The organism is Lentzea flava, assembly GCF_014648475.1.
Taxonomy (GTDB): Bacteria; Actinomycetota; Actinomycetes; order Mycobacteriales; family Pseudonocardiaceae; genus Lentzea; species Lentzea flava.
On record NZ_BMRE01000009.1, the window covers coordinates 180,146 to 194,083 of the forward strand.

13 protein-coding genes are annotated in these 13,938 nt (G+C 71.0%); 5 read left to right on the forward strand and 8 right to left on the reverse strand.

Annotation, left to right across the window (positions count from 1 at the left end):
* The first annotated feature begins 59 nt into the window (after positions 1-59).
* The gene (gene mshC, locus IEZ09_RS14220) at positions 60-1,298 is read left to right on the forward strand and encodes a cysteine--1-D-myo-inosityl 2-amino-2-deoxy-alpha-D-glucopyranoside ligase (protein WP_189254134.1); all 1,239 of its coding nucleotides are present in this window, start codon (positions 60-62) and stop codon (positions 1,296-1,298) included.
* A gap of 222 nt (positions 1,299-1,520) precedes the next feature.
* Here the strand turns inward: mshC and IEZ09_RS14225 are convergent, their stop codons facing one another.
* On the reverse strand, positions 1,521-3,317 hold the full coding sequence (locus IEZ09_RS14225; RefSeq protein ID WP_189254135.1) for a S8 family peptidase: 1,797 nt from the start codon (positions 3,315-3,317) through the stop codon (positions 1,521-1,523).
* A 410-nt stretch (positions 3,318-3,727) separates the two neighbouring features.
* Here IEZ09_RS14225 and IEZ09_RS14230 point away from each other — a divergent pair, with 410 nt between their 5' ends.
* The gene (locus IEZ09_RS14230; protein ID WP_189254136.1) at positions 3,728-4,828 is read left to right on the forward strand and encodes a S1 family peptidase; all 1,101 of its coding nucleotides are present in this window, start codon (positions 3,728-3,730) and stop codon (positions 4,826-4,828) included.
* Between the two features lie 10 nt (positions 4,829-4,838).
* Here the strand turns inward: IEZ09_RS14230 and IEZ09_RS14235 are convergent, their stop codons facing one another.
* A complete protein-coding gene (locus IEZ09_RS14235) occupies positions 4,839-5,654 on the reverse strand; it encodes a putative RNA methyltransferase (RefSeq protein WP_229812545.1) in 816 nt (271 codons plus the stop codon).
* Between the two features lie 134 nt (positions 5,655-5,788).
* Entirely contained in the window at positions 5,789-6,286 is a 498-nt protein-coding gene (locus IEZ09_RS14240) for a GbsR/MarR family transcriptional regulator (RefSeq protein WP_229812546.1), read from the reverse strand.
* Between the two features lie 83 nt (positions 6,287-6,369).
* Between IEZ09_RS14240 and IEZ09_RS14245 the strand changes: the two genes are divergently transcribed.
* On the forward strand, positions 6,370-7,257 hold the full coding sequence (locus IEZ09_RS14245) for an ABC transporter ATP-binding protein (protein ID WP_189254138.1): 888 nt from the start codon (positions 6,370-6,372) through the stop codon (positions 7,255-7,257).
* On the forward strand, positions 7,254-8,837 hold the full coding sequence (locus tag IEZ09_RS14250) for an ABC transporter permease (RefSeq protein WP_189254139.1): 1,584 nt from the start codon (positions 7,254-7,256) through the stop codon (positions 8,835-8,837). The genes IEZ09_RS14245 and IEZ09_RS14250 overlap by 4 nt, the downstream gene beginning before the upstream one ends.
* Here IEZ09_RS14250 and IEZ09_RS14255 read toward each other — a convergent pair.
* Complete coding sequence (locus tag IEZ09_RS14255; RefSeq protein WP_229812547.1) at positions 8,767-9,927, reverse strand: MFS transporter; 1,161 nt, start codon at positions 9,925-9,927, stop codon at positions 8,767-8,769. The genes IEZ09_RS14250 and IEZ09_RS14255 overlap by 71 nt on opposite strands.
* A 43-nt stretch (positions 9,928-9,970) precedes the next feature.
* Positions 9,971-10,942, reverse strand: coding sequence for a helix-turn-helix transcriptional regulator (locus IEZ09_RS14260; protein ID WP_189254141.1), 972 nt, complete (start codon positions 10,940-10,942; stop codon positions 9,971-9,973).
* A gap of 94 nt (positions 10,943-11,036) precedes the next feature.
* Here IEZ09_RS14260 and IEZ09_RS14265 point away from each other — a divergent pair, with 94 nt between their 5' ends.
* Positions 11,037-11,435, forward strand: coding sequence for a VOC family protein (locus tag IEZ09_RS14265; protein ID WP_189254142.1), 399 nt, complete (start codon positions 11,037-11,039; stop codon positions 11,433-11,435).
* Positions 11,436-11,444: 9 nt separating this feature from the next.
* Here the strand turns inward: IEZ09_RS14265 and IEZ09_RS14270 are convergent, their stop codons facing one another.
* The 3 genes from IEZ09_RS14270 to IEZ09_RS14280 all read right to left on the reverse strand — a co-directional run bounded on the left by IEZ09_RS14270 (position 11,445) and on the right by IEZ09_RS14280 (position 13,874).
* The gene (locus IEZ09_RS14270; protein WP_189254143.1) at positions 11,445-12,626 is read right to left on the reverse strand and encodes an RNA polymerase sigma factor; all 1,182 of its coding nucleotides are present in this window, start codon (positions 12,624-12,626) and stop codon (positions 11,445-11,447) included.
* Complete coding sequence (locus IEZ09_RS14275; RefSeq protein WP_229812551.1) at positions 12,620-12,958, reverse strand: YciI family protein; 339 nt, start codon at positions 12,956-12,958, stop codon at positions 12,620-12,622. The genes IEZ09_RS14270 and IEZ09_RS14275 overlap by 7 nt, the downstream gene beginning before the upstream one ends.
* An 82-nt stretch (positions 12,959-13,040) precedes the next feature.
* The gene (locus IEZ09_RS14280) at positions 13,041-13,874 is read right to left on the reverse strand and encodes a PAC2 family protein (protein WP_109640379.1); all 834 of its coding nucleotides are present in this window, start codon (positions 13,872-13,874) and stop codon (positions 13,041-13,043) included.
* Positions 13,875-13,938: the final 64 nt, after the last annotated feature.

The following is a 13,938-nucleotide window of genomic DNA, read 5'->3' on the forward strand; positions in this document are numbered from 1 at the left end:
GGTCGTCCCAACAGCCGGAAAGTGCACTCCGGCCGGTGGCAGGCATTAGTGTCGGATGTATGCAGACCTGGTCATCGATTCCTGTGCCGCGGGTTCCGGGGGACCCCCGCCCGCTGCGGCTGTTCGACACGGCTACGGGCGAAGTGCGCCCCACGGCGCCGGGAGACACCGCCAGGTTGTACGTGTGCGGCATCACGCCGTACGACGCGACGCACCTCGGCCACGCCGCCACCTACCTCGCGTTCGACCTCGTCCACCGGATCTGGCTCGACAACGGCCACAACGTGCACTACGTCCAGAACGTCACCGACGTCGACGACCCGCTGCTGGAGCGCGCCGAACGCGACCAGGACGACTGGGTCGTGCTGGCGATGCGCGAGACCGCCCTGTTCCGCGAGGACATGGAGGCGCTGCGCGTCCTGCCGCCCCAGGACTACGTCGGCATCGTCGAGGCCATTCCCGAGATCGTCGAGGTGGTCGCGAAGCTGGTGGCCGACGGCCACGCCTACCGCGCGGACGACCCCGAGTACCCGGACATCTACTACTCGCACGACGCCACGGGCCGTTTCGGCTACGAGTCGAACTACTCCGCCGAGCAGATGAGGGAGCTGTTCGCCGAACGAGGCGGCGATCCCGACCGCCCCGGCAAGCGCCACCCGCTCGACGCTCTGCTGTGGCGCATGAAGCGCCCCGGCGAGCCGTCGTGGCCGTCCGAGCTGGGCGAGGGCCGCCCCGGCTGGCACGTCGAGTGCAGCGCCATCGCCCACAACCGCCTGGGCATGGGCTTCGACGTGCAGGGCGGCGGCTCCGACCTGATCTTCCCGCACCACGAGTACTCGGCCGCGCACGCCGAGGCCCAGACCGGCCAGCACCCGTTCGCCCGCCACTACGTGCACGCGGGCATGATCGGCCTCGACGGCGAGAAGATGTCGAAGTCGCGCGGCAACCTGGTCTTCGTCTCCAAGCTGCGCGCGCAGAAGGTCGACCCGAACGCGATCCGCCTGGCCCTGCTGGCGGGCCACTACCGCTCGGACCGCCCGTGGACCCAGTCGTTGCTCGACGAGGCCCTGGAGCGCCTGGCGAAGTGGCGCCGGGCGGCGACGCTGCCGTCCGGACCGTCCGCTGTGGACACTGTCTCCCGGCTGCGCGACCACCTCGGCAACGACCTCGACACCCCGAAGGCGCTGGCGGCCGTCGACGCGTGGGCGGACGAGGCGCTGGCGCACGGCGGCTCGGACACGCACGGCCCGTCGCAGATCCGGACCGCGGTGGACGCGCTGCTGGGCGTCGAGCTCTGAAGCGACTCCGGTGTGGGCGCCGAGCCGACGCCCACACCGGGGCTCAGTGCTGCCACCGGATACCGGTCGCGGTGACCCGCCCGCAGTTCGGCGAACCGCGCACCCCTGGCCGCAGTGGCCGAACTGCCGGGTGAACGCCTGCTGGATCGTCGTTCCGCCGAGAAAGAGGAAACCGCCCCCGAGGCGGAAGCACCGGGGGCGGTCTCGTCATCGCGGATCAGCTCAGACGTCGAGCGTCCAGCTGTTCAACGTGCCGCTGTCCAGGAACGCCGCGTCGCGCACGCGCAGCGTCCAGGTGCCGTTGGCGGCCTCACCCGACAGGTCGCGGGTGTAGGTCTCGTTGATGTTGTCCGCCGAGCCGCCGGAGCGGTTGTGCAGGTTGTAGACCGAGCCGTCGGGCGCGATCAGGTCCACCACGAGGTCGCCCTTGTAGGTGTGCGTGATCGAGACCTTGATCGACGACGTCGCTGACGCGTCGCCCGCGCAGCCCGAGATCACGATGGTGCTGGTGACCGTGGACAGGTCGCCGATCGTGACCGGCGTGGAGTTGGTCTTGGCGTCACAGCCGCCACCAACGGCGTTGACCGTCCACGTGAAGGTCGCGGAACCGGTCTTGCCAGCCGAGTCGGTCACCGTGGCGGTCACCGTGGAGGTGCCCGCCGTGGTCGGCGTGCCGGAGATCGCGCCGGAGGCGGAGGCCGACAGACCGGCGGGGAGGCCGGAGACGGACCAGGTGTACGGCGGGGTGCCGCCGGACGCCGACAGCTGCAGCGACACCGGCGAGCCGACCGTGGAGGTCTGGTTGCCGGGGTTCGTCACCGACGGGGTGCCGGGCTGGCCGCCGCCCCACAGCGTGTAGAGCAGCTTGTTCGGCGTGTTGGCGCCGACGTTGGTGATCTTGTTCGGCGTCGAGGCCGCGTCCAGGCCCGCCCAGACGGCCGCAGGGCTGTCGTTCGGGTGCGTGGCGAGCCACAGCGCCGCGGCACCCGCGACGTGCGGGGTGGCCATCGACGTGCCGGAGATGTTGTTCGTCGCGGTGTCGTTGGTGTTCCACGACGACACGATGTTCTGACCCGGCGCGTAGATGTCCGTGCAGGAGCCGTAGTTGGAGAACGAGGCGCGCGCGTCGGTGTTGGTCGACGCGTTGACGGTGATCGCCTCGGTCACGCGTGCGGGCGAGGTGCTGCACGCGTCGGTGTTCGAGTTGCCGGACGCGATGGCGTAGGTGATGCCGGCCGCGATGGAGCGGCGCACGGCCGCGTCCAGGGTGGAGTCGGCGCCGCCACCGAGCGACATGTTGGCGACAGCGGGCTTCACCGCGTTCGCCGTCACCCAGTCGATGCCGCTGACGACACCGGCGGTGGTGCCGGAGCCCTGGCAGTTCAGCACCTTGACGGCGACGACCTTCGCGGCCTTGGCCAGACCGTACTGCGAGCCCGCGATGGTGCCGGCGACGTGCGTGCCGTGGCCGTTGCAGTCGCTGTTGTTGCCGTCACCGGAGGTGTTGGTGCCCCAGGTCGCGCGGCCACCGAACGTGGAGTGCGTGGTGCGCACACCGGTGTCGATGACGTACGCCGTCACGTTGGACGCGGTCGTGTCGTACTGGTAGCTGTTGCTCAGCGGGAGGTCCCGCTGGTCAACGCGGTCCAGACCCCACGACGGCGGGTTCTGCTGGACGTCGAGCAGGTGCACCTGGGCGTCCTGCTGCACGTACGCGACCTTCGGGTCCGCGGCGAGCCTGGCCGCCTGCTTGGCGGTCATCTTCACCGAGAAGCCGTTGAGCGCGTGCTGCCAGATCTGGTCGACCTGACCGCCGTACTTGCTCGCCAGGCCCGGCGCGGCGGCCCTCGACGCCGTGTCGGCCTTGAGCGAGACGATGTAGCTGTCCTTCACGACATCGGCGCGGTCGGCGCCGAGAATCGTCCCCACGTTTTCTTGTGCTGAAGCAGCGGGCACCACAGCGGCGGCCAGACACACGGCAGCGGCGGCGGCGAGTCCCGTACCCAAGACTCTTCGCATGGCAGGGTTTCTCCCTCGTGCAGGGAACAGGGTGACCTGCACGCTAGCCCTGAGCCGCAGGTCAGAGGGATACGCCGTCGAGTGCGAACTGTTGACAGATTTGACATTTCGTGTCAAGACGAACAGTCGCTCTGCGTCACGGAAATAGGCTGAGAGAACGCATTTGATTTCCCTATACCAACACGGGTGCCGAGAGGTCCACCCTCGATCGGCCCTACCGTCCGGTAGGCAGCACGACATAGCGTCACCCAGACGGAGGAACGAACTGATCGGGCAGTTCGACCGCCTGGGGACGCCATTGCTACCGGTGTCGTGCGGGCTGTGTTGCAGCACAGCCGATCTCCTCATCGCGGTTGCCCGGTCGGGCGTTACACCGGCCCTGCACAACCGAAGATCAAGGAGAAATGCCTATGAAGCGCATGGCTGTCGCGGCTGTCGCCGTGCTGGCGGGTGCACTCGCGACGACGGTCTCCCCTGCCGCTGTCGCCGCGCAGGAGCCGTCAGCTGACCTGCTCGCCGCGATGCAGCGCGACCTCGGACTGAACGCCCAGCAGGCGGCGGAGCGGCTGCGTCAGGAAAGCGCGGCGGCGGTCCTGCAGCACGTCGCGAAGGGGTTCGCGGGTGACGAGTTCGGCGGAGCGTGGTTCGACGCGTCCATCGGCAAGCTCGTCGTCGGTGTGACGGACGGCGCCAAGGCCGACCGGCTGCGCAGGCTCGGCGCCGAGCCCCGCACGGTCGCCCACAAGGCCAGTGATCTCGACGCGGCCAAGGCCAGGCTCGACGCCTCGCCGGCGCCGGCCGAGGTCACCGGCTGGTACGTGGACACCAAGGCCAACGCGGTGACGATCACCGTCCGGCGTGGTCAGGCCGACGCGGCGAAGTCCCTGGTGGAGAAGGTGGGCGCGCTCGCCAAGGTCGTCGAGACCGACGAGGCGCCGCGGCTGTTGAAGGACATCCGCGGCGGCGACGCCTACTACATCAACAACGCCGGACGGTGCTCCGTCGGGTTCGCGGTGCAGGGCGGTTTCGTGTCCGCAGGGCACTGCGGTTCCCCCGGCGACACGGTGAACGGTGTCGACCGGTCGGCGATGGGCCAGTTCGAGAAGTCGTCCTTCCCCGGCAACGACTACTCGTTCGTCCGCACCAACTCGGCGTGGACGGCGACGGCCAAGGTGAACCACTACGGCGGTGCCGACGTCATCGTCTCCGGTCACACCGAGGCCGCGGTCGGCGCCTCGATCTGCCGTTCCGGCTCGACCACGGGCTGGCACTGCGGCGAGGTCCAGGCCAAGAGCCAGACGGTCAACTACCAGGAGGGCTCGGTCAGCGGTCTGACGCGCACGAACGTGTGCGCGGAGCCCGGTGACTCCGGCGGCTCGTGGGTCAGCGGCACGCAGGCGCAGGGCGTCACCTCGGGTGGCTCCGGCAACTGCACCAGCGGCGGCACGACCTACTTCCAGCCGGTCAACGAGATCCTCTCGGTGTACGGCCTGACGCTCGTCACGGGCTGACGTCCTCCGGTCACCGGACCCGGTAGGCCGTGGCCAGCACCGAGACGGTGACCTCGACGCCCGGCACGTGCTCCCGCGGGGGCGCGTGCCGGGCGTTCGGCGTCATGGCGACCAGGTCGACGACGTTCGTGCTGTTCAGGACCATCGGGTAGGTCACGTGCTCGGTGGCCACGGCGTCGAAGTGACGGCCCAGCGCCCGGCCGAGGCGTTCTTCCTTGGCGGGGTCGACCCGCACCGCGGTGCGCAGCTCCGCCAGGTGCGCTCCGGTGGGACGCACGACGACCAACCGGCCGTCCGCGCGGAGCACCCGGCGGAACTCCGCGGGGTTGCGGGGCGCGAACACGTCCAGCACGACGTCGGCCACCGCGTCGGCCAGCGGAAACGGGCGGAACACGTCCCAGCTCGCCGCGGCCGCCCGTGCGTGGGCTCGTGCCGCCGAACGCAACGCCCGCACCGACGTGTCCAGGCCGAGGCCGCGGGCTCCCGGCAGGTGGTCGAGGACTCCGGCCAGGTAGTAGCCGGTGCCGCAGCCGACGTCCACCACCGTGCCGCGACCGGGGAACGCGTCGCCCGCCAGGTGGGCGACGGCCCGGCGGATGGGGGAGTAGTTGCCGGTGGCGAGGAACCGGTCGCGCGCCCGCACCATGTCCGGCGCGTCGCCGCTGGTGGCGCGGGTGCCGGACAGGAGGCTGACGTAGCCGCTCCTGCTGATGTCGAACGTGTGGCTCGCCGGGCAGCGCAGTGCGGTGCGAGCGGGGGACAGGCCGGTGCGGCACACCGGGCACCGCAGCAGGTCGACGGACTGAGCGAGGGCATGGGGGAACAACGCGAGCACTCCTGGTTGGGACGGGAAGCGGGCACACCGAAGAGGGCGACGCCGATGGCATCGCCCTCGTCACTTCCGATCACAGGAAGAAGTAGTGCCTGCTGCTCACGTACCCCATGCGAAGATCGTATGGCTCAGGCTTGCCGCTCTTCGAGCCATTTCTCGCGGTGCGCGCGCCACCGGTCCAGCATCGAGCCGAGCTCGCTGTGGCAGAACCGGAAGAACTCGCGGGTCTCGTCCAGTCGCGTCCCCGCTTCGGTGCCCGCGCCGAGCGCCTCGACGCCCTCGCCCAGCACCTCGTCGACCATGGCCAGCATCTGGTCCTTGCGGAAAGTCGCCTCGTACCAGACGTTGTCGCGCATCCGGTAGACGTCCCGGCGCGATCCCGGCTCCCGCTCGCGGCTGACGATCTGGACCGTGGTCAGGTAGCGCACCGCGCCCGACACCGCCGCCGGGGAGATCTGCAGGAGGTCGGCGATCTCGGCCGCAGTGAGCCGTCCCGAGTCCGTCGTCAGCAGCGCCGCGAGGATGCGCGCCGGCATGCGCGGCACGCCGGTGTCCGCCAGAATTCCGCCGAAGCGTTCGACGAACTGGCTCACCGCCTGCTGGTCACGCTGCGTAGCTCTCGTCACGGCCGCATCATCCCCTTTCGTCAGCCGATCGAGCAAAATTTACGTACTTCACGAACTTGTGAAAGAAGTGTAGCTTACCGGCCATGACATCTGCGATATCCGTGTCGGGCCTGGTGAAGACCTTCGGCCCGACGCGTGCACTGGACGATCTCGACCTGGACGTCCAGACCGGTGAGGTGCACGGCTTCCTCGGCCCGAACGGGGCCGGCAAGTCGACGACGATCCGGATCCTCCTCGGCCTGCTGCGTGCCGACTCCGGCACCGCGCGGCTGCTCGGCGGCGACCCGTGGAAGGACACCGCGAGCCTCCACCGCCGCCTCGCCTACGTCCCCGGCGACGTGAACCTCTGGCCCAACCTGACCGGTGGCGAGGTCATCGACCTGCTCGGACGGCTCCGCGGCGGCTTGAACAAGCAACGCCGCGCGGAGCTGCTGGAGCGCTTCGAGCTGGACCCGCGCAAGAAGGGCCGCACCTACTCCAAGGGCAACCGGCAGAAGGTCGCCCTCGTCGCCGCCCTGTCGAGCGACGTCGAGCTGCTGATCCTCGACGAGCCCACGTCGGGCCTCGACCCGTTGATGGAGGCGGTCTTCCAGGACTGCATCAACGACGAACGCGAGCGCGGCCGCACCGTGCTGCTGTCGAGCCACATCCTGGCCGAGGTCGAGGCGCTGTGCGACCGGGTGAGCATCATCCGCAACGGCCACTGCGTCGAGACCGGCACGCTGGCCGACCTGCGGCACCTGACCCGCACGTCGATCTCCGCCGAGCTGGCAGGGCCGCCGAACGGGCTGACGTCGCTGGCGGGCGTGCACGACCTCGTCGCAGAAGGCAACCGGGTCAAGTTCGAGGTCGACTCGGACAAGCTCGACCTCGTGCTCAAGCAGCTCGTGTCGACGGGCGTGCGCACGCTGACCTCGCAGCCGCCGACGCTGGAGGAGCTCTTCCTGCGGCACTACGAGGACGCGAAATGATCGGCACCTGGCACCTCGTCCGGCTGGCGTTGCGCCGCGACCGGATCCTGCTCCCGATCTGGATCTTCTTCCTGGTCTTCACCACGCTGTCGACGACGACCGCGCTGGAGGAGCTCTACGGCACCCAGGAGTCCAGGGCGCTGCTCGGGGTCACCGCGAACGCGAACTCCGCGTTCCTCGCGATGCTCGGCCCGCTGCACGACTGGTCGTCGCTGGGCGGTCTGGTCGTGTGGCGCTGGGGCGTCTTCGCCGGCCTGTTCATCGCGATCATGGCGCTGCTGGTCGTCACCCGGCACACCCGTGCCGAGGAGGAGGCGGGCCGCACCGAGCTGATCGCCGCCACGGTCGTCGGCCGGCACGCGCCGCTCGCCGCCTCGGTGATCGTCGCGGGTGGCGCGAGCCTGCTGATCGGCGTGCTCCAGGCGGTGGTGCTGATCGGCAAGGACCTGGACGTGGCCGGCTCGTTCGCGTTCGGGCTGTCGACGGCGTCGGTCGGCCTGGTCTTCACCGGCGTCAGCGCGTTCACCGCGCAGCTGTCGGAGAACTCGCGCGTCTCCAACGCGATCGCGGGCGGCTTCCTGGGCGTGACGTACCTGTTCCGCGCGGCGGGCGACGCGGCGGGGGAGTCCGGCCCGCAGTGGCTGACCTGGCTCTCGCCGATCGGCTGGACCGAGCACGTGCGGTCGTTCGGCGACAACCGGTTCTGGGTGCTCGGCCTCTCGCTGGCCGCGTTCGTGGTCCTGGTGGGCGTCTCGGCCTACGTCGTGACGCGCCGGGACGTCGGTCTCGGGCTGCTGGCCACGCGCCTCGGGCCTGCCCACGGCACGATCGGCACCCCGTTCGGCCTGGCGTGGCGGCTGCAGAAGGGCTCGTTGATCGGCTGGTCGCTGGCGTTGTTCGTGGTCGGCATGATCTACGGCAGCGTGGCGCAGGCGGTCGGGGAGATGGTGCAGGACAACCCGGCGCTGGGCCAGATCGTGCAGAAGATCGGCGGCGCGGACGCGATGGTGGACGCGTTCTTCGCGACCATCACCCAGCTGATCGGCCTGATCACGTCCATCTACCTCGTGCAGGCGGTCCTGCGGCTGCGGTCGGAGGAGACGTCGTTCCGCGCGGAGCCGATCCTGGCCACGCCGGTCTCGCGCTGGGGCTGGGTGGCGTCGCACGCGGTGTTCGCCCTGGCCGGAGGCGCGATCGTGCTGGCCTTCGCCGGTCTCGGCCTCGGGCTGGTGCACGGCCTGCAGACCGATGACGTCGGCACGGTCCTGCCGAAGATGCTCGGCGCCGCGCTCGTCCAGCTCCCGGCCGCCTGGGTCGTCGCGGGCGTGGCGCTGCTGCTGTTCGGGCTGTTCCCGCAGCTCACGGGGGTCAGCTGGGCGGTGGTGTCGGCGTCGCTGGTGATCACCCTGCTCGGCCCGGCGCTCCAGCTCGACCAGTGGGTGCTCGACGTCGCGCCGTTCACGCACGTGCCGAAGTACCCGGACATCGTCGCCGGGCCGCTGCTGTGGCTCACCGGGGTGGCGGTGGTGCTTCTGGCTGCGGGGTTCGCCGGGTTCCGGCGCCGCGACCTGACCACGTGACGATCGCGGGCACCGTGATCAGCAGGGCTGCCGGGACGAGGAACCCCAGCAGCGGATGGGCCTGGTAGAGGGGGACGAACGCCAGCGGGGCCGCGGCAGCGCCCATGAAGCGCAGTGACTGCACGACACTGACGCTGCCGCCCCTGTTGGCGTTGTCGCTCTGCAGCACCAGCGCGTTGACGCTCACCAGCACACCCTGGGCGGCCGCTCCGGTCAGCGCCCACGCGATGACGACCAGCGCCGCGATCGGCGACGTGCCGACCGCCGCGATGAGACCGCCGCCCAGCGTCGCGCCGATCACGACCGTGGTCGTGGCCCCGTACCGGTCGATGGCCTTGCCGACCTGCCGCGCGGTCAGGAACCCGACGACGCCGAACCCGGTGAGCAGGATCCCGCGCTCACCCGCGCCGAGCCCGAACACGTCGTCCAGCCGGAACGCCACCAGGAACGACAGCCCGCCCAGGCAGGCCCAGCCGACGAACGCGACCAGGGCCGGCCGCAGCGTGCTCGGCACGAAAGCACTGCGCAGGCTCGCGTTGCGCTCCGGCTCCGCGTCCGTCTGCGGCACGCCCAGGACCGCGAGCCCCACGGCCACGACCGAGATCACCACGAACGCCAGCCGCCAGTCGATCTCGGCGGTGAGCCCGCCGACGAGCGGCGCGGACGTCTGCCCGGCGGCCTGCATCGACCCGAAGAGGCCCAGGGCCCGGCCGAGCTTCTCCTTCGGCGTCGAGGCGGCGATCACCGCGAGCAGCACCGGCGTGGTGAACGAGTTGGCCGCGCCCTGCAACGCCCGTGAGGCCAGCAGCACCTCGAACGTCCAGGCGCTCGCCGCCAGCGCGGAGGTCACCGCGTAGGCGACGTAGGCGATCCGGACCGTCCGTTGTGGACCCCAGCGCTGGGCGAGCGTCCCGGACACGAGCATCAGCACCGCGAACGGCACGAGGTAGAAGGTCAGCGTCGAGGCCGCCGCGCCCGGTGATCGTCCGAAGGTGGTCCCGATCTCGGGCAGGATCGACGTCGTGATGGCGCCGCCGAACGGCCCGATCAATGCACCGGCGTACAACCCGGCGCGCGCCAAGCGGCCCACAGACACCTCCACCGCCCACCCTAGTGGCCGATGGTTGTCAGAGCTAAGTTTTTCTCGCGGTGCAGGACGTGAGGCGATCGGCGAGTGCGACGACGAGGTCGCGGAGTTCGTCGGGCCGCTCGATGACGAACGGCCGGTCGAGTGCGGCGAGCACACCGGGCACCCAGTCGAGGCGTTCCGCCCGCAGCTCGACGTGCCGCCAGCGCTCGGCCGCGGGCTCGTCCGCCTCCAGGCAGGCGACGGTGACCGGGAGGCGGGCGCGGATCTGCTCGACCGTCCCGTGGATCCGCAAGGTCACCTCGTGCCGGTACTCCGCCGTGGCGAACCCCGTCACCACACGCTCCGCCGGGTCAGGACCCGCCGGCACGCCGAACGAGCCGGGCAGGGTCCGCGCGTCCGCGACGCGGTCGAGCCGGAAGGTCCGGTCCTCGCCGAGCCCGGCGTCCTCGCCGGTGACGTACCACCGGCCCGCGTGGGCGACGATCCCGTACGGGTGCAGCGTGCGTTCGCTGCGCTGTCCGGCACGGTCGGTGTAGCGGATCGAGACCGGCCGGTGGTGGCGCACCGCGTCGGCGATCGTGAGCAGGACGGCGGCGTCCGGGGTGTCGGACTCGCCGGGCTGATCCGTGAAGGCGAGAGCGTCCAGCAGCGCGCCGAGCCGCCGGGCGACGTGCTTCGGCAGCACCCGCCGGATCTTCGCCGATGCCGTCTCGCTCGCCGTGAGCTCCGTCGTTACACCCGCCCGGCGGCCGGCGATCAGGCCGAGCAGCACGGCCAGCGCCTCGTCGTCGCTGAGCATCAGCGGGGGCAGGCGGTAGGTGGGGGCGAGCCGGTACCCGCCGTAGCGGCCGCGCACCGACTCCACCGGCACGTCGAGGTCGATCAGCTGGTCCACGTACCGGCGCACGGTGCGCCCCTCGACGCCGAGCCGGCCGGCGAGCTCGGCCACCGTCCGGGTGCCGCCCGACTGCAGCAGCTCCAGGAGTGTCAGCACGCGGCCGGTGGGTCGGGGCACCTCCGCAGCCTAACGCGAATACCGGACCGATTGTGTCCAGTATTTCTCCTAGCCTCCGCCGTGCACGTCCCAGCACAGCCGAGGAGACACACCGATGGACTTCGTCTCGATCCGCATCATCACCAGCGACGTGGCGCGCCTCGTCGAGTTCTACGAGCGCGCCACCGGAGCGCGGGCGGCGTGGGCCACCGAGGACTTCGCCGAACTCAGGATCGGGGGCGCCACCCTCGCGATCGGCGGCACCCGCACCGTCGGGCTGTTCGCCCCCGGCTCGGCCCGCCCGGCGGACAACCACAGCGTGATCACCGAGTTCCTCGTCGACGACGTGGACCTCGTGCACCAGAACCTGAGGAGCTTCGTCACCGACTTCGTCACCGAGCCCACCACGATGCCCTGGGGCAACCGGTCGCTGCTGTTGCACGACCCCGACGGCAACCTCGTCAACTTCTTCACGCCGGTCACCCCGGCGGCCGTCGAGAAGCTCGCACGCTGACGCGGCCGCTCACGGGGTGGTTCTGGCCAGCTCGGTCAGCCGCCGTTCGAGGAACCGGCGTTCCGCGCCGTCGCCGGTGAGCCGGATCGCCCGCCGGAACGCCTCCCGCGCCTCGTCCACCCGCCCCAGCCGGCGCAGGAGCTCGGCCCTGGTGGAGTGCAGGTAGCGGAAGTCGTCGAGACCGAGCCCGTCGACGATGCGCAGACCGGCCTCGGGACCCTCCGCCTCGGCGACGGCGATGGCTCGCTCGAGCTCCACGACCGGCGAGCCGGTCAACCGCCCGAGCTGCCCGCACAGGGCCGCGATCTGCGCCCAGTCGCACGGCACCTCGGTGTGCAACGACGCGATGGCGGCCTGCAGCACGTACGGTCCGCGGCCGCCCAACGCCAGCGCACGGTCGAGCTCGGCGCGGCCGGCCGCGATCTGCCCGGTGTCCCACCGCGACCGGTCCTGGTCGGCCAGCAGGACGAGCTCGCCGCCGTCGAACCGGGCCTCGCGCCGGGAGTCGTGCAGCAGCATCAGCGCCAGCAGCCCGCGCACCTCCGGGTCGTCCGGCAGCAGCTCGGCGAGCGCGCGCCCGAGCCAGATCGCCTCCGCCGCCAGCTCGTTCCGGCCGCCGTAGCCCTCGTTGAAGATCAGGTACACGACGGCGAGAACGGCGTCGAGCCGCTCGCGCAGCAGGTGGGGCGGTGGCACGCGGAACGGGATCGCCGCGGCCTTGATCTTGCGTTTGGCCCGCACCAGCCGTTGCGCCATGGTGCGCTCCGGGACGAGGAAGGCGCGGGCGATCTCGTCGGTGGTGAGCCCGCCCAGGGCCCGCAGGGTGAGCGCGACCTGGGCCTCCAGCGCGAGCGCGGGGTGGCAGCAGGTGAAGATCAGCTCCAGCCGCTCGTCCGGGAACGCCGAGGCCTCCACCGGCTCCTCCACGTGCTCACGGGTGTCGAGCAGGCCGTACTTGGCCGTGCGGACCCGGTCGCGGCGGATGCGGTCGGTCGCCCGGTTCCGGGCCGTGGTGATCAACCAGGCCCGCGGGTTCGCCGGCACGCCGTCGCGCGGCCACCGGTCCGCGGCCAGTGCGAACGCCTCCTGCGCGGCTTCCTCGGCGAGGTCGAAGTCGCCGAGGAAGCCGACGAGGACGGCCAGGACCCGGCCCCACTCCTCGCGGAAGACCTGGTCGAGCCCCGCTACCAATAGACCTCCGACGGCCGGATCTCGACGGCGCCGCCGTAGCGGGCCGCCGGGACGCGGGCGGCCACCTCGATCGCCGCGTCCAGGTCGTCGGCCTCCAGGACGAACACGCTGCCCACGGCCTCTTTCATCCCGGCGAACGGGCCGTCCGTGGTCAGCGTCCTGCCGCCCTCGACCCGCACGGTGGTCGCGTTCTGCGCCGGACCCAGCGGCGGCATCGAGGTCACACCAGGCATCTCGGTGATGCCCTGGTAGTCGGCGTGGACCTGCTCGCGCTCCTCGTCGGACAGCGCCGCCTGCCGCTCCTGCGCGTCGCCTTGGTAGACCAGCATCACGTACTTCAACGCATCCTCCTCAACGGGACTCGGACGCAGTGAGACGAACGGAAGCCGGCGAAATCGACAGGTCCGGCGAACCTCAGCGGGGCCCGGTCGACGGCCAGCCGGGCCCGCGCCCGCGCCGCCGCAGGTACCGCTCGAACTCCGCCGCGATGTCGTCACCAGAGGCCTCGGTGATCTGGATGGCCGCGTCACCGCGCTCCTCCAGCGCGCGCACGTAGTTGCGCACGTCCTCGTCCTCGTCGGCCATCTCGGTGACGGTGCGCTCCCACTCCTCGGCCTGCTCCGGCAGCGCGCCGAGCGGGACCTCGATGTCGAGCACCTCCTCCACCCGGTGCAGCAGCGCCAGCGTGGCCTTGGGGGAGGGCGGCTGCGACACGTAGTGCGGCACCGCGGCCCAGAACGAGATCGCCGGGACACCCGCCTGCACGCACGCGTCCTGGAACACGCCGACGATGCCGGTCGGGCCCTCGTACTTCGAGTGCTCCAGGCCGAACTTCGCGGCGGCGTCCGGGTCGTAGGCGGTGCCGGTGACCGGCACGGGACGGGTGTGGGGCGTGTCCATGAGCAGGGCGCCCAGCGTCACCACGGTCGTCACCCCGAGGGCCTCGATGTGCCCCAGCAGCTCGGCGGCGAACTTGCGCCACCGCATGTTCGGCTCGATGCCGTGCACGAGGATCACGTCGACGGACGAGCCTGGAGGCCGGCACACCGAGAGCCGCGTCGTCGGCCAGTCGACCCTTCGGGTGACACCGTCCACCATGCGGACAGTGGGCCGCGTCACCTGGAAGTCGTAGTAGTCGTCCGGATCGATCTCGGCGAGCGGGGTGGCGTCCCAGGTGAGTTGCAGGTGCTCGATGGCGGTGCTCGCGGCATCGCCCGCGTCGTTCCACCCTTCGAAGGCGCAGACCATGATCGGGCTCGTGAGCGGTTTGCGCGGGTTCGCACGGGTCGGGGATTCCTGGGACGGATCGTTC